Genomic DNA, 21,336 nt, shown 5'->3' on the forward strand with positions numbered 1-21,336 from the left:
TGATGGCAGCGAACGGCTGGACCTGGCTGGACACCTGGGTTCGCGACGGCAGGTTCCGACCGGAGTACGTTGTGGGCGGCAGCATGTCCGGACGGTGGGCGTCCCGCGGCGGCGGCGCGCTGCAGATCCCCCACCAGGTACGCGATGCCGTCCGCGCGGACCCCGGCCATGTGCTCATCGTCGCGGATGCAGCCCAACTCGAACCGCGCGTACTCGCCGTGCTCGGCAAGGATTCCGCGCTGGCGACAGCGGGACGCGGCCTGGATCTGTACCAGGGCATCGCCGATCAGGGATTCGGTGGGGACCGGGCCAAGGCGAAGGTGGCCATGCTCGGAGCCATGTACGGCGCAACCACCGGCGAATCCGGCCGCCTCATGCCACAGCTCACCCGCACTTATCCGCAGGCGATCTCTGTGGTGGAGGCCGCTGCGCGCACGGGCGAGGGAGGCGGCGTCGTCGCGAGTTTCCTCGGCCGCGGCTGCCCTCCGCCGTCGGAACGCTGGCTCGCCGCCCAGCGCACCAGCAGCGCCGCCGAGCAGCAGCGCGCGGATGCGCTTGCCCGGTCGCGGGGCCGTTTCACACGCAATTTCGTGGTTCAGGCGACGGCCGCGGAATGGGCCCTGTGCTGGCTGGCTGAATTACGACGGCGGTTGCGTGCCGCCCCGCCCGGCTTTGCTCAAGCGCACATTGTGTTCTTCCTGCATGACGAGGTCATGCTGCATGTACCCCGTGAGCTTGCGGGCGAGGTTTCCACCATGGTGAACGAGTCGGCGCGCGCCGCTACCCACCTGATGTTCGGTCGGATTCCGGTCGAGTTCCCCGTGAACGTCGTGATGGCGGACTCATACGCCGACGCAAAATAGCTGATTCACAAAGACAGATTCACAACAAGCAGGGCGCGCGAACCTGCGAATCGTCAGGGGCGGTGGCTAGGCTCGACGCATGGATCACAGCACCAGCCTCACCCAGCACATCAACGCTTCCCCCGAAACGGTCTGGTCCGTTATCTCAGACATCCCAGGCTCGGCAGCAACCCTATCCGGGGTTCAGTCGGTGCAGATGCTCAGTGACGGACCGTACGGGAAGGGCACCCGGTGGAAGGAAACCCGCACCATGATGGGCCGCTCGGAAACCGTCGAGATGTGGGTGGAGCAGGCGGACCCGCCGCGCAGCACAACGGTCAAGGCACTTCAGAACGGTGCGGACTACACCACGCACTTCACGCTCGCGGAACGCAATGGCGGAACTGATCTGACCCTGACTTTCGGTGCCCAGGTCGTCGAGCCCACCATGGCCGGCCGAATCATGCTCGCCCTGTTCGGCAAGATCGGGATGAAGATGACGCGCAAGGCACTGGCCAAGGACCTGGCCGAGATCGCGGCGAAAGCCGAATCGCTCTAGAGCGGCGCGTCGCGCTCGCGGGACTCATCCCAGGGCTGCGTCCAGCCCAACCCATCGAACAAGCGTGACAGTAACAGTCCGGTGAACCCCCAGATCGTGATGTCATCGACCATGAATGCCGGTGTGCTGTGCCTGCGCCCGTTGCGCCGCACAACTGCGGTGAACCGTGCCTCGGGCGAGAGAAGCTCCGCCACCGGCGCACGGAAAACGTGTGATGATTCGGCGTGGTCCACTACCCGCACGGGCGTCGGCGAGGCCCACCAGCCGAGCACGGGCGTCACGAGGTAATTGCTGAGCGGGAGCCCCACTTCCGGCAGCTCCCCCAGGACTTCGACGCCCGCAGGATCGAGGCCTGTCTCCTCCTCAGCTTCCCGCAGGGCTGCAGCGGCGGGATCGGCGTCGTCGTCGTCGATTCGTCCGCCCGGGAACGCCACCTGGCCGGGATGGCTGCGCAATGTGCCGGCGCGGGTCACAAACAGGACGTCCAGGTCATCCGGCACAGCTGCCGAGTGGATACGTGCAGGACGGTCATCAAGGTGTCCGAAGAGAATGAGGACAGCGGCCGGCCTGGCGGTTGCAATATCTATCCCGACTACCTGCCATGACTCCGTCTTGTCCCTGCCCGGGCCGATGGGCGCCGCGCTCTCGGCGAAGGCCTTGAGTTGGGAGTACGCGCTCATGCGCTCAGGGTATGGCCGGCAGCCAGCAACTCGGCGCGCGAAGCGCCCTCCACCATACGGCGGTGGAGCTCCTCGCGGCCCGGGGCGAGCTCGTACTTCAGGAGCTTCCGTGCCTTGTCCGGGTCGACCTCTCCTTCGCCGTAGGACGGGCACAGCGAGGCCACCGGGCACACACCGCACGCGGGCTTCTTGGCATGGCAGATACGGCGGCCGTGGAAGATTACCCGGTGCGAGAGCATAGTCCAGTCCCTGCGCTCGAAGAGAGCGGCGACGTCGAACTCCACCTTCACTGGGTCCTCCTCCGTGGTCCAGCCGAAGCGGCGGGAGAGGCGGCCGAAGTGCGTGTCCACCGAAATGCCCGGTACGCCGAACGCGTTGGCCAGCACCACGTTCGCCGTTTTACGGCCTACTCCGGGAAGGGTCACCAGATCCTCCAGGCGACCGGGCACCTCACCGTCGAAATCGTCGACGATGCGGGTGGCCAACGCGAGCAGGCTGCGGGACTTCGCCCGGAAAAAGCCGGTGGGGCGAATCATCTCCTGCAACTCATCTTCCGCAGCTTCAGCGAGGCTCCGGGCGTCCGGGTATCGCGCAAACAGGGCCGGGGTGGTCAGATTCACCCGCACGTCGGTGGTCTGGGCTGAGAGGACCGTAGCCACCAGCAGCTCGAAGGGGTTCCGGAAATCCAGTTCCGCTACAGCGTATGGGTACGTCTCTGCGAGCACGCGATGGATCCTACGCGCCCGGCGCTTCAGCGCGATCGGCGATACATCCACGATGACCCGGTTTCCCTTTCCGTTTCCGCCCGCCCGTGCCGCCTGCTATCCCTCGCGGGGTGCGCGTTCGATGTTGCGCAGGTCCCGCATGACACCAATGCGGCCAGTGCGCTTGTCCTGAACGAGGAACTCATGCCCGCGGTCCTCGATGCCAACTTCCCAGTCACCGGGCTGGAGCACGAACAAGGGTGCCCCGGTCTGCTCGTCCACTACCGAGCGGGGAGTTCCGACGGCGAACCAGAATGCCTCGAGCACCGGCTCATCATCCTCGGCATCCCGGGTAGCGGAGATGGATTCGGTCCGCGGGTGCGCGGCTTCCTCGGTGCTGCTGTCCGTCTGCCGCACAGTCTGCTGCGCCATGGTCCGCTCCGCGGCCTTCTCAACTGCTGGCTGCGCAACAGTGGCAGCGGGAGCAGCGGCTTCTGCGGCTGCTCCCGAGCTGGACACCGCGTGTGAGCCGGAGCCGCGCGGCGCTTCCGGCTGCGCTGCACCTGCACTGGGAGCTGCAGGCTCCGCCTCCCTTGTCTCGGTGGGGCGGGCGGTGCTCTCAGTGTGCGGAGCGGAGTCCTGCTTGGCTGCGGGAACCTGCGCGTGCTCTGTTGCAGGAGTCTGCGCCTGCCCCGCCGCGGAGCCGTGCGAGGCACCGGAGCCCTGGCCTGCAGCGTAATCAACGACGGCATACCCGGCGCTGTAGCCGGCGCTGCTCGGCCCGCCAGTGACGGACTTGCCTGCCGAAGAATCATTCCATCCCGTCACGGTCTCTGCAGGAACCGGCTTCGGCGGACGCGGCTTGGCGGGCAACGCCTCCCGGGCGATCCGATGGGCGGACGACGACGGACGACCCGCGAAATCCGGCTTGAAGACGCCGAGGTGGGGACCGCCGACCGTTGCGACGAAGAACCCGACCGATCCGAGCAACGCGATGAACGCACCGACCTCGAAAGTGGTAACGGTCTGCAGGAAGAAGAATGCGGCGGCGAACGCTGCGGTCACCGAGGCGAACTGGTCGACAGAGAGCGATCCGACGCGCAGGCTCTTGGCTCCCAGCCGGCGGCCCACGATCAGCGACAGCGCCGCAACCGGAAGCAGGATCCCGATGCCCAGGAAGAAGAGGGAGAACGTGCGCCACAGATTGACGCCGTCCACAAAGGGCAGGATTGTGCCGACGAACATCACCAGCACCGAGACACCGATGACCGTTTCACGCAGGGTGAAGGGCCCTGCTACAGCCTCGGGCCCGCTGTGCCCGGCGGTAGCGGAGGCATCTGCAGGTGTTTCGGACCGGCCTGATTGCTGCACCGGCGAGCTGTGCGCGGTGTCTGCGCCGCCGTCGTACTGGCGCTGTTCGGTCATGTCTGGATTCTCCGTTTCATAACGGCGGCTTCTGCCGCAGTCAGGTGCCGAGGGCGTTGAGCCGGATTCGGATTTCTTTGATAACCCTAGTCAACGCCTACTTCCTTTCCTACCAATGATGGGACATGTCGGCGTCCCGCGCTCACCGCTCATCGCAGAATCAGTGCCTTTCGCATCTACAGTGTGACCACCAGCACACCGATCGGGTGGCGCCCCCACTAATGTGGGACACAGCACATCAGCGGCTTGAATTGTCTGTTCGGGTCCGCCTCCGCACTGAATGGCCGAAGGGGTTCACAATGTCTGAAGACACCCAGGTTTCCACGGGTGACGCATTCGAAAATCTGCTGCATGAGGAGCGACGCTTCCCGCCGAGCGAGGACTTCGCGGCCAGCGCCATCGCGACGGCCGAGCTGTATGAGCAGGGGAAACAGGGCCCCGAGTTCTGGGCGAGCCAGGCCCGGGAGTTGCTGACCTGGCACCAGGATTTCTCACAGGCCCTGGACTGGTCTGAGGCGCCGTTCGCCAAGTGGTTCGTCGGCGGAAAGGTCAATGCCGCGTACAACGCTCTGGACCGCCATGTGGAGCAGGGCCGCGGCGACCGTGTGGCGATCCATTTCGAGGGCGAACCCGGTGACACGCTTACCTACACCTACGCAGAGCTGACAACGGCGGTGAAGAAGGCCGCCAACGCCTTCGAGTCCCTGGGCGTGACCAAGGGCGACCGCGTTGCCGTCTACCTGCCCATGATCCCTGAGGCCGTCATCACCATGCTGGCCTGCGCCCGCATCGGCGCGGTCCACTCCGTGGTCTTCGGAGGATTCTCGGCCGATGCCCTGCGCAGCCGGATCGACGACGCCGAAGCGAAGCTGGTGGTCACCTCCGACGGCACCTACCGCAGGGGTAAGCCGAGCTCCCTCAAACCCGCCGTGGACAGCGCACTGGAGCGCCCCGGCCATACCGTCGAGAACGTCGTCGTGGTCAAGCGCAACGGGGAACCGGTGGAGTGGGTGGAAGGCCGCGACCGCTGGTGGCACGACGTCGTCGGTGAGGCCTCCGATGAGCACACCGCCGAGGGCCACGATTCCGAACACCCACTCTTCATCCTCTACACCTCGGGCACCACCGGTAAGCCCAAGGGCATCCTGCACACCACCGGCGGGTTCCTGACCCAGACCGCATTCACCCAGAAGTACACCTTCGACCTGCACCCTGAGACCGATGTCTTCTGGTGCACGGCCGACATCGGCTGGGTGACAGGGCACAGCTACGTCGCGTACTCACCGCTGGTCAACGGCGCCACCCAGCTCATCTATGAGGGCACGCCGGACACCCCCCACCAGGGCCGCTGGTGGGAGCTCGTGGAGAAGTACAAGGTGTCGATCCTTTACACCGCGCCCACCGCCATCCGCACGTTCATGAAGTGGGGGCGCGACATTCCCGCGAAGTTCGACCTCTCCTCCATCCGCGTCCTCGGTTCGGTGGGTGAACCCATCAACCCCGAGGCGTGGATGTGGTACCGGGAAATCATCGGCGGCAACGGCGGGCGATCAGAAACCCGCGCACCGATCGTCGACACGTGGTGGCAGACCGAAACCGGCGCGCACATGATCTCCCCGCTCCCCGGCGTGACTGCCTGCAAGCCGGGATCGGCGCAGGTGGCCATGCCCGGCATCGCGGTGGATGTGGTGGACGAGATGGGTCAGTCCGTACCCAACGGCTCCGGCGGCTACCTCGTGATCCGTGAGCCCTGGCCGTCCATGCTCCGCGGGATCTGGGGTGACCCGCAGCGGTTCAAGGACACCTACTGGTCCCGGTTCGACAACATGTATTTCGCGGGAGACGGCGCAAAGCGCGACGAGGACGGCGACATCTGGCTGCTCGGCCGGGTGGACGACGTCATGAATGTCTCGGGCCACCGCCTGTCGACGACGGAAATCGAGTCCGCGCTTGTGAGCCATCCGTCGGTGGCGGAGGCCGCCGTCGTCGGTGCTTCCGACGAAACCACCGGCGAGGCTGTGGTCGCCTTCGTGATCCTGCGCGGTTCCGCTGCCCAGGACGACGACGTCGTCACCACCCTGCGCAACCACGTCGCCAAGGAGATCGGACCAATCGCGAAGCCACGCAACATCCTGGTGGTGCCGGAGCTGCCCAAGACACGCTCGGGCAAGATCATGCGGCGCCTGCTCAAGGACGTGGCGGAGGGCCGGGAGGTCGGCGACGCCACCACCCTGTCCGATCCGACGATCATGCAGCAGATCGCGGCATCGCTGAGAAAGTAGTCTCTTTCGCTCCCTGCTGTCCGGCTGCCGCTTTTCAAGCGGCAGCCGGACAGGAACTGTGATGCAGGTCTACCGACACTGTGATGTTGACCGGAATTGCTGGCCGCTCGGGTCTGGCTGCGAGGACAATTCTGAACCGTGTCCACCTCTACCGCACCCCGCCCGACGCCGGCCACCCGCCCCGGAATGGCCCGAAAGACAGCCGCTGCGTCCTTCGTCGGAACCGCCCTTGAATCCTACGACTTCTATGTCTTCGGCACCGCTGCCGCACTCGTCTTCAATGAGGTCTTCTTCGCGGAGCAGGATCCGCTCGCCGGAACCCTGTCCGCATTCCTGATCTTCGCGATGGGCTTCGTCGCCCGCCCGCTGGGTGCCATCCTCTTCGGTCATCTCGGGGACCGGATCGGCCGGAAAAAGACGCTCATCTGGACCATCCTGCTGATGGGACTGGCCACCGGCGCCGTCGGGCTTCTTCCCGATTACAGTGTGATCGGCGTCTGGGCACCCATCATCCTGACAATCCTCCGCCTGCTGCAGGGCCTGTCGCTGGGCGGCGAGTGGGGCGGCTCCATCCTGATTGCCACTGAACACGCAAGCGGACGCAAGCGCGCGCTGTACGCCGCAATCCCCCAGCTGGGCTCCCCCGTCGGCACCATGCTGATCTCACTGATCTTCCTCATCCTCACGGTGATGGTTCCGGACATCATGACGACCTGGGGCTGGCGCATCCCGTTCCTGCTCGCCTTCCCGTTCCTCGCCGTCGCCCTCTACCTGCGGCTCGCGATTGACGAGACACCGGTTTTCCAGACGACCAGGAAGGTACGCGTTCCGCTGCTGAGCGTCCTGCGCTCCCAGCCCGTCGCCGTTGTTGTTGCTGTTGCGTCAGCGGTGCTGGGTATCGGCTCCTACTTCCTCATGGTGTCCTACACCCAGGCGTACGGGACCGAGCGGTTGGGTCTGTCGGAAGCCACCGTCCTCAACGCCGCGCTGATCGGTTCGCTGCTGCAGCTCGCCACCATTCCCGCGTTCGGCTGGCTGGCCACGCGGATCGGCTCGGCGAAAGTAGTCGCGGGCGGCGCTCTCGGAACGGCACTGATCAGTTTCCCGCTCTACTGGGTCATCAGCATCGCGGATGCGCCCCTGTACGTAGCGGCGATCCTGCTCGGCGGCATCCTGCCGACCGCAAGCTGGGCGGCGCTCGGAGGGCTCATGGCGGATCTGTTCGATCCGAGCACAAGCTTCACCGCCCTGTCGTTCTCGTACAGCATCGCCGCTATTGTGGCCGGCTTTGCTCCGTCCATCACCCAGATGTTCGGAGAGGCCACTGACGGCGCCTGGTGGCATCCCGGTGTCGTGCTGGCCCTCATGAGCCTCGTGACTCTCGCGGGTGCGACGGCGGCAGTGCGCCTCCGCCGGCCGGCGCCCGCGCTGGGCTGACATCCCGGGCAACGCCGCGGGCTAAGCCTGGGCGATCAGGCATAGTTAAGCCATGGCGACCACTACCCTGCTGATCCTCAACGGCCCCAACCTGAACCTGCTTGGTACCCGCGAGCCCGGGGTCTACGGATCACACAGCCTGGACGACGTCGAGAAGCTGTGTGAGTCGGCCGCGGGTGCCCACGGTTGGGCGGTCACGTGCACCCAGTCCAACCACGAGGGTGAGCTTGTCGACGCCATCCACGCCGCTGCGGGAACTGCCGATGGGATCGTCATCAACGCCGCCGCGTACACCCACACCTCAGTCGCCCTCCGGGATGCAATCAGTGCAGTCGGCCTGCCCACGGTCGAGGTGCACATCAGTAACGTGCACAAGCGTGAGGAGTTTCGGCACCACTCCTACCTGTCTGCGGTGGTTGACGCCGTCATCGTGGGAGCCGGGGTGGACGGTTATCGGTTGGCCATCGATCATCTTGTGCGGAAACTGACGCGGCATGACCTGATGCAGGGCGGTTATGAGGGACGATAGTCCCATGACGCACATCACACCCATGGATGCCTCAGGCAGTGCCGCCGATCCCGCCGAGAATGCCCCCATGCTCCAGGTGAAGAACCTGGCGGTCAGCTTTCGAACCACCTACGGCGAAGTGCATGCCGTAGAGGACGCCAGCTTCACCCTCCATCGGGGGAAGACCCTGGCGATCGTGGGTGAGTCCGGTTCCGGCAAGTCGACGACGGCGATGGCCTGTATCGGGCTGCTCCCCGGCAACGGGCGGGTCACCGGGGGAAGCATCCTGTTCGAAGGCCGTGATCTGGTGCCGCTCCCCGAGTCGGCCATGCGCACAATCCGGGGACGCTCAATCGGACTGGTGCCGCAGGACCCGATGTCCAACCTCAACCCGGTGGCGAAAATCGGGACCCAGGTAGCTGAGACCCTGCTGGTGCACGGGCTCGCGGACAAGAAGAACGTCAAGGATCGCGTGGTCGAGGTGCTCTCAGCTGCAGGCCTCCCGGACGCACGTGAACGAGCCAAGCAGTACCCCCACGAGTTCTCCGGCGGCATGCGCCAACGCGCCCTGATCGCCATCGGCATGGCCTGCCGCCCGCGGCTCCTGATCGCCGACGAGCCCACCAGCGCTCTGGACGTCACGGTGCAGCGCACCATCCTCGACCAGATCGACACCATGACGGAGCAGCTCGGCACGTCGGTCCTCCTGATCACCCATGACCTGGGGCTCGCGGCGGAGCGCGCATCGGAACTGGTGGTAATGCACCGCGGCCGCGTCGTGGAAACAGGTCCGGCGGCACAGCTCCTCAACGACCCCAGGCACCCCTACACGCAGTCGCTGGTTCGTGCCGCGCCGAGCGTGGCGGCGATCAGGCTGCGTCCCGGCGCCTATGCAGACGACGCCGGGAAGCGCGTCGCCGTGGCGCAGGCCGCCTTCGAGGAACACCAGGCTGAAGCCGACGCTGCAGTAGACGCCGCTCCGACCAACAACATCGTCGAGATCCGGGACCTGACGAAGATCTACAAGCGACGCGGCAGTTCCGAGGACTTTTACGCCGCGAAGAACGTCACTCTGGACATCCCGCGCGGGCAGACCGTTGCCATCGTCGGCGAGTCCGGCTCCGGCAAGACCACGACGGCGCGCATGCTCCTCAAACTCATCGAGCCAACCTCCGGCACCATGACCTTCGACGGGATGGACGTGGCGACGCTCGACAAGAAGCAGCTCGACGACTTCCGGCAGCGCGTCCAACCGGTATTCCAGGACCCGTACTCGTCACTGAACCCGATGTTCACGATTGAACGGATTGTCGAGGAACCCCTGAACGCCTACAAGCGGGGCTCCCGGACAGAGCGCGCTGCCCGCGTGCGCGAGCTCATGGACCAGGTATCCCTGCCGCACAACGCGCTGCGGCGCTACCCCTCCGAGCTCTCCGGCGGGCAACGCCAGCGTGTCGCGATCGCCCGGGCCCTGGCGCTCAAGCCCGAGCTGATCATCTGCGATGAGCCGGTCTCCGCGCTCGACGTGCTGGTTCAGGCCCAGATCCTGAAGCTTCTGGGAGACCTGCAATCGGAGCTCGGATTGAGCTACCTGTTCATCTCCCACGACCTCGCGGTGGTCCGGCTCATCTCCGACTACGTGTGCGTCATGAAGGACGGTGAGCTGGTCGAAGCGGCCAGCTCCGAGGAGGTCTTCCAGAACCCACGCCACCCGTACACGCGAAAGCTCCTCGCCTCGATCCCAGGCAACGAGCTCAACATCGCCTGACCCTCACGGAAGCAGAGTACGACGGCGGCCGGTCACCTTCGGAGCGAAGGTAACCGGCCGCCGTCGTATTTGAGGGGTTACTTCTGGCGGGTCTTCGGGTCCAGCGCCTCGCGCAGTGACTCCCCCAGCAGCGTGAAGCCGAGTGCCGTGATGGCAATGCACGCGCCGGGCAGGAAGGCCAGGTACGGCGATGACGCCAGTTCAGCCTGGGCGTAGGTGAGCATGCGACCCCATTCGGCTGTCTGCGGAAGTCCGCCGCCGAGCCCCAGGAAGGACAGGGCGGCCGCGTCGATCACCGCCGTTGCGAGAGACAGCGTAGCCTGCACGATCACCGGGCCCACGCTGTTGGGCAGCAGGTGGCTCATGGTGATGGTGCGCTTGCTCAGGCCGAGGGTCTGCGCCGCGAGGATGTAGTCTGATCCGCGCTGCGAGAGCATGGACGAACGGAGCAGACGGGCGAAGATCGGTAGTTGGGAGACACCGATGGCGATCATGATCGCGTACGGCCCCTGACCAAGGATCGCCGCGATGCTCACCGCGAGCAGCAGGTTGGGAACGGACAGCAGGATGTCCACGAAACGCATGATGACGCTGTCCACCCAGCCGCCCAGACCGCCGGCCAGCAGGCCGAGCAGCATACCGCCGGCAAGGCCGATCGCCGTCGAGATCACACCGATCAGCAGGGACGCCTGGGCGCCCCAGATGAGCTTGGAGAGCACGTCGCCGCCGAACCGGTCCAGGCCGAGCGGATACTCCGGGAGCTCCCCCGGCCCCGGAATATTGGTTGGCCTGATCTCGGTACGGCCAGGCAGTTCTTCGCCGCCGAAGGGAGCGAGGATCGGTGCAAGCGCCGCCACGAGCAGGAACAAGCCGATGATCACCGCTCCGGCGATGGCCTGGGGATTACGGCGCAGTCTGCGGAATGCATCCTTCCAGAGGCCGGTACCTCCGCCTTCGGCGAGTGCCGGGTCTGCTGTGGCCGGGGAGACCTCCCCGCCGGCCGCGGGAGGCAGGGTATTGCTCATTGCACACGCACCCTTGGATCGATGATGGTGTAGGAAATGTCAACGATGAGGTTGATCAGGGCGTACAGGACAGCGATAAAGATGATGAACCCCTGCAGTACCGGGTAGTCGAGTTCGAAGATGGCATCTCGAAGGAACCTGCCGATGCCATTGAAGGCGAACACCGTTTCGGTGAGGACCGCACCCGAAATCAGGAGGCCGGTCTGCAGCCCGATGGTGGTGACAACCGGCAGCATCGCGTTGCGAAGGATGAACCTGCCCCGGATGGTCTTCTCCATCAGACCCTTCGCGCGTGCGGTCCGCACGTAATCGGCGTTCTGCACCTCCAGCACCGAAGCGCGCGTGATGCGGACGATGATGGCCAGGGGAATCGTTCCAAGGGCAAGACCCGGGAGGATGAGGTGCAGGAAGGCGTCCCAGGCGGCGTCGAACTCGCCCGTCAGCAGTCCGTCCAGGACATAGAAGTCCGTGACATGCGTGGCATTGATTCTGGGGTTCTGCCGGCCGTCCGGCGGCAGAATGGGCCACTGGATAGCAAACAGGTATTTCAGGATGAAGGCCAAGAAGAACACCGGAATGGTGATTCCGATCAGGCTGAGGACCACCGAGCCGTGGTCGGCGAGCTTCCCGTAGTGCCGTGCAGCGAGGTAGCCCAAGGGGATACCGATGCCGATCGCGAAGATCAGGGCCACCACGCTGAGTTCGATGGTGGCCGGGAAACGGGTGGCGAACTCCTCCAGGACGGGACGGCCCGTGATGATCGATGTACCGAAATCACCCTGGAGCAGTTTGCCCATATAGGTGAAGTACTGCGTCAGCAGCGGCTGGTCGAAGCCGTAGAGTTCGTTGACCCTGGCGACCGCCTCGGGGGTCGCCCGCTCACCCAGCAGGGCCGTAGCAGGCCCACCCGGCAGGCTGCGCACCCAGAGGAAGAGCAGGACTGACAGACCGAAGAGGGTGGGAACCAGCAGGGCGAGACGTTTACCTATGACGCGAAGCACGATGTCCTTTCAACAGTGCGGCACCGAGTGAACGAGAGCAAACAAAAGCGGAGGGACCCGCTTGGGGCCGGTCCCTCCGCCAGAGTTGTTACTCGTTCAGTTCGATCATGTTGAAGACTTCATCGTTGACCGGGCTCGCAGGGTAGGAATCCACCCGGGGAGCGAAGGCCAGCGACGGCGCGGGGTGCGCCAGCGGGATCGCCGGGTTGAACTGGGCGATCTGCTCGTTGATCTCCTTGTACAACTCCGTCTGCTCCTCACGGTCAGTCATGCCGCGGGCCTCGCTGAGAGCCTCGAACAGTTCCGGATTGTCGAAGCCGAACTCCGGCTTCTCCTGACCGAAGAAGACGCCGATGAAGTTGTCGGTGTCGTTGTAGTCGCCGGTCCAGCCGAGGAGGTGGATACCGTGGTTCTCGGTGCCCTGAATGCGGTCAAGGTAGTCCGGGGTCCAGACGTCAGGCGCCGGCGTCACGGTGATGCCGACTTCACCCAGCTGTGCGCTGAGGTTGGTGAATGCCTGCTCCGGGGTGGGCATGTACGGCCGCGATACATCAGTCGGGTAGTTGAACTGAACCTCGAAGCCGTCCGGGTACCCAGCTTCGGCCAGAAGTTCCTTGGCCCGCTCCGGGTCGTACTCATAGGTGGTGACGTCCTCGTTGTAGCCGTCAACTACATCGGGGATGAACTGGGTTGCCACCTTGGTTCCCTCAGGAAGGGTCTGATCGATCAGGGCCTGCTTGTCGATTGCGTGGTGGATTGCCTGGCGCACCAGCGGATCGCTCAGCTCCTCGACCGTGTGGTTGAGACCGAGGTAGAGGATCGTGAACGGATCACGCGCGATGATCTTGTAGCCCTCTTCCTCCAGTACCGGAATGTCGGCCGGCGACACGAGGTCGAAACCGTCGATGGTTCCCGCCTGGAGAGCCTGGGTGCGTGCCTGCGGATCGTCGATGATTCGGAAGATTACCGTCTGCACCTGGCCCTGCTCACCCCAGTACTCTTCATTGGCCGAGACGGTGAGGTCCTCGCCGACGTTCCAGGAATCGAACTTGAACGGCCCGGTGCCGACGGGGTGGCCCTGTGCGTACTCACTCAACTGGGGAGCCTCGGCAGAACCACCGATGTCGTCAGCGCCGAACTCCTCCAGCGCCGTTGGGCTCTGCATGGCGAACGCGGGAAGGGACAGTGCCGGGATGAACCCTGCGAACGGCTTGGCCAGGGTAACGGTGGCCTCGAGGTCACCGTTCACCTCACAGGATTCGTAAACTGCGGCATCCGGCGAATCAGCGAACCCGCGGAAGAGGTTGTTGTAGTAGTAGGACACTGACGGGGCCTGCGCCAGACCGGTGAAGTTGTACCACCGATCGAAGTTGAAGCAGACAGCCTCTGCGTTGAATTCGCTGCCGTCGTGGAACGTCACGCCTTCCTTCAACTGGAAGGTGTAGGAAAGGCCGTCTTCAGACGTTTCCCAGGATTCGGCCAACAACGGCGCAGGGTCGGCGGTGCCGGGTTCCACGCCGACAAGACCCTCGAAGATCTGGCGGCTGACGCGGAAGGACTCGCCATCACTCGCGAACGCAGGATCAAGCGAGGCGGGGTCTGACGATGCCGCGAAGACGAAGGTCGAGTCGACCTCGCCCTCCGCACCCGCACCGCCGTCTTCCTCACGCTGGCTTTGGACGCAACCGCTGAGCAGCAATGCACTGATGGCTGCTCCTGCGGTGAAGGCGGCAGCGCGCTTCCTTGTGGGAAACACCCCCCGCGCCGAATTGCTTGTGAACATTGAGCGCTCCTGATGATCTGTGATCTGGCGGGCACGTCAATGTGCCCGAGCGGCGCACGGGTGTGCCGTGTTGCCTAATGTGACGAGCCTAACTCTCAGCTGCGAGCTACGCAGTATTTCCCGCCAGCAAGCCATCACGATTTGGTTAAGCGAGTTCACCTGGTTGAGCGGATTCCCGCTAGCGCTCCGTGCACTGTCCCGCGGACACAGGCTCGTTGAGACCTGATGCCTGCTCGACGACGGGGCGGAGCTCGTCGAGCGTGAGGGCATATCCGACGGGGACATCCGACGTCGACTTCGCGAAGATGACCCCCGCGACGCGCCCCTGCAGGTCCAGAAGCGGTCCTCCCGAGTTCCCTTGCTGGACGTTGGCGGCAAGGGTGTAGACGTCAACTGCTGTGGGATCGGCACCGTAAATGTTCTCGACGAGCACATCCGACCGGTTCTGCACGCTTGCCGGCTGGATCTGGAACGGACCGCCTGCGGGATACCCGGCGAATGCAGCAGTATCCCCGGTGTCCAGCGCTTCGCCGAGGGCGAGGGGTGCGCGGTCCAGTCCATCCACGGCGATCACGGCAATATCCCGGACGGGATCGAAATACACCACGCTTCCGGGCACTGCTCCGCCGCCGGGAGCCTCTACGACCGGCTGGTTCACTCCTGCTACCACGTGGGCGTTCGTAACCACCCGGCCGGGCGCCACAATGAACCCGGACCCGGTCTGGTTCTGTCCACACTGAAATGCCGTTCCGGCGATGCGCAGTACCGACTGAGAAGCAGCCGCAAGCTCGGGAGTGTCGACCGACGCGTCAGGCACCGGAGCAGGAGTGGCGGGCGCTACCCCCTCCAGCAGCGTAGGTATGCCGTCAGCGACGGCGATTGAGCGCACCTCTGCCATCCAGGCACGAACGGGCGAGGGCGTTACGGTGTCGATGGTGGTGATCACCTTCGATGAGGCGATCGACTGGGACAGTAACGGCACACCCATGGTGCTGATGCTGAACGCAAGCATGGCAAGCACCAACGCAGCCACGACGACGTTGGTTACGCCTCCCAGCAACCGGTCGATGACGCGGATAGGCACGGAACCTGCCCTGCTGCTCAGCGCGCGGCCCAACCCTGCACCGAGTGCCTGGCCGATTATGACGAGAATCAGCGCTGTAGCGATGACTGCTGCCAGCCGCCAGGCGTCATCCGTCACCCAGGCGCTCACCAGTGGGATGGCGAAGAAGGCCGCCACGGCACCAGCAGCGAACCCGATGATGCCGCCGAGCGTGACCAGGAAACCGTTCTTGAGCCCGGTGATCAGGTACCCGATCAGCACCAGGATCAGAATGATGTCCAGGAGCGTAAAGCCGAACACGCCACTCCCCTTCCAGGAAGCGCCGTACTTCCCCTGCTGACCTTCGATTCTACGGTCCGGGCCTGACAATCAGCCGGGAACGTGTCCCGGGAAACGTGTTGGAGTGATTTCCCCTACCCCAGCGGCGAACACGCGTGTAGCAGGTGTCACAACGTCTCTGCGTACGGCAAGATGGAAAAAACGGAAACTTGCTGGTTCTGCACCATACATAGGAGATTTCATGGATATCGAGGTTCTGCGCAGGGCGCCCCTTTTCGCTTCGCTCGGCGACGAGGTCTTTGCGGCACTCACCGACGAACTGACAGAGGTGGATCTGTCCCGCGGCGCATCGGTCTTCCGGGAGGGCGACCAGGGCGACCAGCTCTACTTCATAGTCTCCGGCAAGATCAAGCTCGGCCGCACCGCTCAGGACGGTCGCGAGAACCTGCTGGCAATCCTCGGCCCCGGCGAACTCTTCGGCGAAATGGCACTCTTCGACCCAAGTCCCCGAACCGCCACGGCCACCGCTGTCTCCGAAACGCGCCTCGCGGGCCTGAAGAACGAGAACCTGCGCGCACTGCTGGAAACCCGCCCCGAGGTATCCGCCCAGCTGCTGCAGGCGTTGGCCCGCCGGTTGCGCCGTACGAACGAGTCACTGGCAGACCTGGTCTTCTCCGACGTTCCCGGGCGCGTGGCCAAAGCCCTGCTGGATCTCGCGGACCGCTTCGGCCGTCCGGCAACAGACGGCATCCTTGTCGCCCACGAACTCACGCAGGAAGAGCTTGCCCAGCTGGTGGGCGCCTCCCGCGAGACCGTGAACAAGGCCCTGGCCGAGTTCGTTCAGCGCGGCTGGCTGCGCCTGGAGGCCCGCGCCGTCGTCATTCTCGACATCCAGCGCCTGCGCCAGCGGAGCCGCTAAGCCTCGTCCCTCCCCGACTTACGACGGCGGGTGGTCGCCCATGGTAGTCAGCTGCAGCTGCGCCGGTGACCGCCCGCCGTCGGCGTCTTTGCAAGGGAAACGAGGCTAGCGGCCGCGCTGTTCGGAACCTTCAGTGGCGGTTGAACACTCGACTTCTACCTTGGGTTCGCCGTCCGTTTCGATCAGGCGGGGCGAGAACACCTTCATGGGCCTCTTGTGGGACAGATAGGCAATACACCCCCGCGAAGAACCGATCTTCTCGAGGATGAGTTCGACGGCGGGCACAGTCAGTTCGCTCAGCGTCTTGCCGACAGTGTTTGGCTGACCAACATCATCACCGAGCGTAGTGGTGTTGCGCTGCCTGATTTCGTCCGCCGACCACCGCCACTGCCCCCACACGCCCTTGCTGGCAAGCAGGGTGGGTTCCTGATTCACAGGCTGCGCGGCCGCAAAGTAGCGGGTGTCGAAACGCCGGTGCGCAAAGTCAGGGCTGAGCCAGGCGGACAGGGGTTTGATGAGATCTGTCCGCAGACCCAAACCCCGTTTGCCGAGAATTTCGGCGAAAGTCTTCTCCCCGGCAGCCATCGCCTCACGCGCCTCCATCCACTGAGGATGTCGGGTTCCCTCCACGAGGCTCGAGGGGTCCGGGCCTGCGAGCAGTACACCGGTCTCTTCGAACAGCTCCCGAATCGCGGCAACCACGAAGCGGCGGGCCACGTGATGATCCGGTGTGGCCAAAGCAGCCGCCCATTGCGCGGGCGAGGGACCGAACCAGGCAACCGGATCGTCGTCGTGCTCTTCCACGCTGCCTCCCGGGAAGGCGACTACGCCGAGCGGAGACTCCCCCCGCCGATAGGAGAGGTAGACCTCCGTGCCCACCGGAGCGTCGCGGATCAGCACGACCGACGATGCTGGCCGTGGCTTCATGGGGGTGCGTTCGCCGTGGTCGATCCAACTACGGGCGGCGCCCTGCTGCTCATCCGGGACTGGAAAGAGCCTGGTGCTTGAACGGTTCACGAAACTAGACGAACTCCGCGATGATTTCGACTTCTACGGGCGCATCCAATGGTAGTACCGCAACGCCGACGGCGGAACGCGCGTGGGCGCCGGCCTCGCCGAACACGCTTCCAAGCAGCTCGGAAGCTCCGTTGATCACTCCAGGCTGACCGGTGAAGCTCGGCTCCGATGCAACGAAACCGACGACCTTGACGATCCGGGTTACCCGGTCGAGGTCCCCGATCTGCGACTTCACGGCAGCGAGGGCGTTGACTGCACAGGTGGCCGCGAATTCCTTGGCCTGGTCCGCATCTATCGCCGCGCCGACTTTTCCTGTTGCTGGGAGTTTGCCGTTAATAAAGGGCAGCTGCCCGGAGGTGTAGACATAGTTGCCGGAGACCACCGCGGGGATGTACGCGGCAACCGGGGCTGCCACCTCCGGAAGCGTGATCCCGAGCTCCTGGAGCCTGCTTTCGACGGCGGAGACTGCCCCGTTAGCGCTGGTCATCACGCGTTCTTCTGCCGCTTGAGGTACGCGACCAGGCCCTTGCCGTCAGGCCCCGGAACAACCTGCACAAGCTCCCAGCCGTCCTCGCCCCACTGGTCGAGGATCTGCTTCGTTGCGTGGATGATGAGCGGAATTGTGGCGTACTCCCATTTGGTCATGACTCACAGGGTAGCGTGTGCTAGTAAACTGGAGTACATGGCTGCTCGTAAATCCCCTTTCTTTGACACGGCAACCACCCTGGGGAAAATCATTGCATTCCTAGGAATCAGTGGATTGAGTGGGGTGCTTGCTGCAGGTCTTCTTGTCCCCGTAGCTGCGGCCGCCGGTACCGGCGCGTCCGCATCCATCCAGTTCTTCGAGAATCTTCCGGCTGAGCTCGAGCGTGGCGCGCTCGCCCAGCCCTCCAAGATCGTGGCTTCTGACGGATCCCTGATCGCGACCCTGTATGAGGAGAACCGCCAGCCTGTAACGCTGGAGCAGGTGTCCGAAAACATGACGGACGCGCTGATCGCCATCGAGGATGACCAGTTCTACAACCACGGCGGTGTGGACCTGCAGGGCATCATCAGTGCGGCCATCAGCAACATCAGCAGCGACACCACACGCGGTGCATCCACCATCACGCAGCAGTACGTCAACAACGTACTGATCGACGCGAGCATGCAGAGCGGCGGCGACATCACGTTCAGCGGCCAGAAGACGCTGGGCGACAAACTTCGTGAAGCCAAGCTCGCCATCGCGGTGGAGAAGGAACTGAGCAAGGACGAGATCCTCGCGGGCTACCTGAACATTGTGCCGTTCACCGGCAACACCTACGGGGTCCAGGCTGCGTCGAAGTACTTCTTCAACGTCGAAGCCAAAGACCTGAACGTTCAGCAGGCGGCACTGCTTGCCGGCGTGGTCAACGGTCCCACCTTCTACAGCCCCGAGCTTTACCCCGAGCGCGCACTGGAGCGGCGCAACCTGGTAATCGGCCGCATGCTGGAGACCGGCAAGATCACGCAGGAAGAGTACGACGCCGCGGTGGCCTCCGACCTTGGTCTGGCAATCACGCCGGTTCTGAACGGCTGTGTCGGGGCCGAACAGGCACCGTACTTCTGCGACTATGTCACCCACCTGATCCTCAACGATGCGGCCTACGGTGAGACCCGCGAGGACCGCGAGAACCTGCTGTACCGCGGCGGCCTGACGATCAAGACAACCCTGGACCCGCGCGCACAGGCTGCGGCCCAGACCGCAATCAACGAGACCGCGAACCGCGAGACCACCGACGCCGCCGTGGGCCACTCCATGGTGAGCCTGAAGCCGGGCACCGGAGACATCCTGGTGATGGCACAGAACACCCGGTTCATGCCCGGTGAAACTCCAGGCGACTCAGTGCTCAACTTCAATGTGGACCAGTACGCCGGCGGCGACCCGAACCGGCCCTTGGGCGGCCTGGGCGGATTCCAGCCCGGATCGACGTTCAAGCCCTTCGTTGTTGCCGCCTGGCTCGAGGACGGCCGGTCGCTGAACACCGTCGTCGACGGAAGCAAGAAGAAGTACGAGCAGGGTGAGACGTGGGAAGCCAGTTGCCTGCCCGGCGGTGAGTACGTCCTGCCCGACGCTGAGGGTTACGAGCCGCAGAACTACGGCGACATCAACTACGGCAACTACACCGTTCTCGAAGGCCTGGCGCAGTCCTACAACACCGTGACCATGTACACGGCTAAGGAAGTCGACCTGTGCAAGCCGTTTGAAATTGCCACCAAGCTCGGCGTCCACGACGGTAAGAGCGCCAGCGGCGAATACACACCGCTCCAGGTGCAGCCTTCCGCACTCATCGGTGGCGGCAGCGAGGTTTCCCCGATGTCGATGGCTACCGCCTTCGCCGGTCTGGCGGCCGAGGGCCTCACCTGCCAGCCGCGGGCACTGACCGAAGTAACGGCCGTTGACGGCAGCACTTTCCCGGTTCCGCAGCCTTCCTGCGAGCAGGTCATACCCAAGGAACTGGCCCGCGGCGTCAACTACGCCACCCAGGAAGTGATCGAGCGGGGCTCCGGCCAGTTGCTCGAATTCGGCGATATCCCCATGGCGGGCAAGACCGGAACCAACGACGCCCGCTCGCAGACCTGGTTCATGGGTTACAACTCCGCGATGGCCACCGCCAGCTGGGTAGGTAACTGGAAAGCCAACAGCGGCACGTTGTCCGAGCTGCAGATCGGTGGACGGATCTACGAGGAGATCGACGGCGCGTTCGTGGCGGCCCCTTCGTGGGCGCGCTACATGCAGCAGATCCGGGGTTCGTACCAGCCGAAGCCATTCGCTGATCCGCCGTCCAACATGCTGAACAGCGGCCGTTCCATTGAGCCGTCGCAGCCCTCGAACAACAATGGCAATAACGCCAACAACGCGGGCAACTTCCAGCCCATCGTTCCCCCGGCCCCCGAAGGAAGCACTCAACCTGTGACGCCGCCGGACAATTCAGGCAACAATGGGAACGGTAACGGCAATGGGAACGGGAACGGCAATGGCGGAGGCAACGGCTGATCGTGGTGACATCTAAAGGGGGCTTGCGCAACGGCGCTGCCGTTGCGCTTGGTTTGACCACGGCGGCCGGGGTTGCCACTGCCGGATATGCGGCCTTTGTTGAACGAAACCTGTTCGGGCTCCGCGAGGAAGTTCTTCCGATACTGCCCGCCGGCAGCCGGCCTTTGAGGGTCCTGCACCTTTCGGACATCCATATGGTCCCCCGGCAAGCCGCGAAGGCGAAGTGGTTGAAGGGGCTGGCTGAACTCCAGCCTGATCTGGTGGTCAACACCGGTGACAATCTCAGTCATCCCAAGGCTCTCGCTCCACTGTTGGATGCCCTTGAGCCTCTCCTGGACTTCCCCGGCGTTTTCGTTCCGGGCTCCAACGACTACTACGCTCCGCGCCTACAAAATCCGTTCAGATACCTGGGCGGCCCGTCCTCGACTGCGGGCCAGCAGCTCAAGGAACTGCCGTGGCAGCAGATGTTCGCCCGGTTCGGGTCCGCCGGCTGGGTCGACCTCACCAACCGGTCGCAGTCCATTGGCCTGAAGGGTACCCGCCTGGACTTCAGCGGCGTCGACGATCCCCACCTCAACCGGGACCGGTTCGTCGGTTTCCCGAACGGAAGCAGCACAGCGCACGAGGCGCCGTACCTGCGGGTCGGCGTCGCGCATGCTCCCTACCAGCGTGTTTTGGACACTTTCACCGACGGTGGGGCCCAGCTCATCCTTGCCGGCCACACGCACGGCGGGCAGGTCTGCATTCCCGGGTACGGCGCGTTGGTCAGCAACTGTGACCTGCCCACCTGGCGCGCCCGCGGCCTCACGCAGTGGGAGAACAACGGCAGGACCGTACCGCTTAATGTCTCTGCCGGCATTGGAACGTCCCGCTTTGCTCCAGTCCGTTTCGCCTGTCGCCCCGAAGCAGTATTGCTGACGCTTACGCCTCGCTGACAGCGGACTTCCCACCCGCCACCGGATGCGGCGTGCGGCACAGCTGACATAGGATTGGTTGCTGGGGGACACAAATTCTTCGCTCCCTCCTAT

The 21,336-nt window shown here is 64.5% G+C and carries 19 protein-coding genes; 9 read left to right on the forward strand and 10 right to left on the reverse strand.

All coding sequences use genetic code 11. The features are described from left to right. Together RIF85_RS03605 and RIF85_RS03610 are read left to right on the forward strand one after the other, a co-directional pair. On the forward strand, nucleotides 1-863 hold an 863-nt coding region (locus RIF85_RS03605; RefSeq protein WP_309070545.1), incomplete at its 5' end, for a bifunctional 3'-5' exonuclease/DNA polymerase. A 79-nt stretch (nucleotides 864-942) separates the two neighbouring features. Then, nucleotides 943-1,401 carry an SRPBCC family protein gene (locus tag RIF85_RS03610; protein ID WP_309070546.1) on the forward strand — a complete coding sequence of 153 codons (459 nt, stop codon included), beginning with the start codon at nucleotides 943-945 and terminating at the stop codon, nucleotides 1,399-1,401. Here the strand turns inward: RIF85_RS03610 and RIF85_RS03615 are convergent. From RIF85_RS03615 to RIF85_RS03625, 3 genes are read right to left on the reverse strand one after another with little or no spacing between them, the layout of a single operon-like run. Next, nucleotides 1,398-2,081, reverse strand: a complete 684-nt coding sequence (locus RIF85_RS03615) for a CoA pyrophosphatase (protein ID WP_309070547.1) — start codon at nucleotides 2,079-2,081, stop codon at nucleotides 1,398-1,400. The genes RIF85_RS03610 and RIF85_RS03615 overlap by 4 nt on opposite strands. Next, entirely contained in the window at nucleotides 2,078-2,857 is a 780-nt protein-coding gene (nth, locus tag RIF85_RS03620; protein WP_309070548.1) for an endonuclease III, read from the reverse strand. Before nth ends, RIF85_RS03615 begins: the two co-directional genes overlap by 4 nt. A 45-nt stretch (nucleotides 2,858-2,902) precedes the next feature. After that, entirely contained in the window at nucleotides 2,903-4,210 is a 1,308-nt protein-coding gene (locus RIF85_RS03625; RefSeq protein ID WP_309070549.1) for a hypothetical protein, read from the reverse strand. A 299-nt stretch (nucleotides 4,211-4,509) separates the two neighbouring features. Between RIF85_RS03625 and acs the strand changes: the two genes are divergently transcribed. The 4 genes from acs (at nucleotide 4,510) to RIF85_RS03645 (ending at nucleotide 10,205) form a co-directional block, all read left to right on the forward strand. Further along, nucleotides 4,510-6,492, forward strand: a complete 1,983-nt coding sequence (gene acs / locus RIF85_RS03630; protein ID WP_309070550.1) for an acetate--CoA ligase — start codon at nucleotides 4,510-4,512, stop codon at nucleotides 6,490-6,492. 138 nt (nucleotides 6,493-6,630) lie between these two features. Continuing rightward, on the forward strand, nucleotides 6,631-7,929 hold the full coding sequence (locus RIF85_RS03635; protein WP_309070551.1) for an MFS transporter: 1,299 nt from the start codon (nucleotides 6,631-6,633) through the stop codon (nucleotides 7,927-7,929). A gap of 52 nt (nucleotides 7,930-7,981) precedes the next feature. Next, the gene (aroQ, locus tag RIF85_RS03640; protein WP_309070552.1) at nucleotides 7,982-8,458 is read left to right on the forward strand and encodes a type II 3-dehydroquinate dehydratase; all 477 of its coding nucleotides are present in this window, start codon (nucleotides 7,982-7,984) and stop codon (nucleotides 8,456-8,458) included. 4 nt (nucleotides 8,459-8,462) lie between these two features. After that, on the forward strand, nucleotides 8,463-10,205 hold the full coding sequence (locus RIF85_RS03645) for an ABC transporter ATP-binding protein (RefSeq protein WP_309070553.1): 1,743 nt from the start codon (nucleotides 8,463-8,465) through the stop codon (nucleotides 10,203-10,205). 77 nt (nucleotides 10,206-10,282) lie between these two features. On the opposite strand, the gene RIF85_RS03650 is transcribed toward RIF85_RS03645, so the two are convergent. From RIF85_RS03650 to RIF85_RS03665, 4 genes are all read right to left on the reverse strand, one after another. After that, nucleotides 10,283-11,230, reverse strand: coding sequence for an ABC transporter permease (locus RIF85_RS03650; RefSeq protein ID WP_309070554.1), 948 nt, complete (start codon nucleotides 11,228-11,230; stop codon nucleotides 10,283-10,285). Continuing rightward, entirely contained in the window at nucleotides 11,227-12,231 is a 1,005-nt protein-coding gene (locus RIF85_RS03655) for an ABC transporter permease (RefSeq protein ID WP_309070555.1), read from the reverse strand. Before RIF85_RS03655 ends, RIF85_RS03650 begins: the two co-directional genes overlap by 4 nt. An 88-nt stretch (nucleotides 12,232-12,319) precedes the next feature. Then, nucleotides 12,320-14,014 carry an ABC transporter substrate-binding protein gene (locus RIF85_RS03660; RefSeq protein WP_309070556.1) on the reverse strand — a complete coding sequence of 565 codons (1,695 nt, stop codon included), beginning with the start codon at nucleotides 14,012-14,014 and terminating at the stop codon, nucleotides 12,320-12,322. Between the two features lie 178 nt (nucleotides 14,015-14,192). Beyond that, nucleotides 14,193-15,377, reverse strand: a complete 1,185-nt coding sequence (locus RIF85_RS03665) for a MarP family serine protease (protein WP_309070557.1) — start codon at nucleotides 15,375-15,377, stop codon at nucleotides 14,193-14,195. Between the two features lie 220 nt (nucleotides 15,378-15,597). Between RIF85_RS03665 and RIF85_RS03670 the strand changes: the two genes are divergently transcribed. Next, nucleotides 15,598-16,275, forward strand: a complete 678-nt coding sequence (locus tag RIF85_RS03670) for a Crp/Fnr family transcriptional regulator (protein WP_026544229.1) — start codon at nucleotides 15,598-15,600, stop codon at nucleotides 16,273-16,275. A 105-nt stretch (nucleotides 16,276-16,380) separates the two neighbouring features. Here RIF85_RS03670 and RIF85_RS03675 read toward each other — a convergent pair whose 3' ends face one another. Genes RIF85_RS03675 through RIF85_RS03685 form a run of 3 tightly spaced genes read right to left on the reverse strand, consistent with a single transcriptional unit; the run spans nucleotide 16,381 to nucleotide 17,937 of the window. Beyond that, complete coding sequence (locus tag RIF85_RS03675; protein WP_309070558.1) at nucleotides 16,381-17,292, reverse strand: NUDIX hydrolase; 912 nt, start codon at nucleotides 17,290-17,292, stop codon at nucleotides 16,381-16,383. A 4-nt stretch (nucleotides 17,293-17,296) separates the two neighbouring features. Continuing rightward, nucleotides 17,297-17,779, reverse strand: coding sequence for a RidA family protein (locus RIF85_RS03680; protein WP_309070559.1), 483 nt, complete (start codon nucleotides 17,777-17,779; stop codon nucleotides 17,297-17,299). Then, nucleotides 17,779-17,937, reverse strand: a complete 159-nt coding sequence (locus tag RIF85_RS03685; protein ID WP_309070560.1) for a DUF4177 domain-containing protein — start codon at nucleotides 17,935-17,937, stop codon at nucleotides 17,779-17,781. Before RIF85_RS03685 ends, RIF85_RS03680 begins: the two co-directional genes overlap by 1 nt. A 37-nt stretch (nucleotides 17,938-17,974) precedes the next feature. On the opposite strand from RIF85_RS03685, the gene RIF85_RS03690 reads away from it, so the two are divergent. Together RIF85_RS03690 and RIF85_RS03695 are read left to right on the forward strand one after the other, a co-directional pair. Continuing rightward, the gene (locus RIF85_RS03690) at nucleotides 17,975-20,308 is read left to right on the forward strand and encodes a transglycosylase domain-containing protein (RefSeq protein ID WP_309070561.1); all 2,334 of its coding nucleotides are present in this window, start codon (nucleotides 17,975-17,977) and stop codon (nucleotides 20,306-20,308) included. Between the two features lie 2 nt (nucleotides 20,309-20,310). Continuing rightward, a complete protein-coding gene (locus tag RIF85_RS03695) occupies nucleotides 20,311-21,243 on the forward strand; it encodes a metallophosphoesterase (protein WP_309070562.1) in 933 nt (310 codons plus the stop codon). The last annotated feature ends 93 nt before the right edge of the window (nucleotides 21,244-21,336 follow it).

It is taken from the genome of Arthrobacter sp., assembly GCF_031179385.1.
Taxonomy (GTDB): domain Bacteria; phylum Actinomycetota; class Actinomycetes; order Actinomycetales; family Micrococcaceae; genus Arthrobacter_D.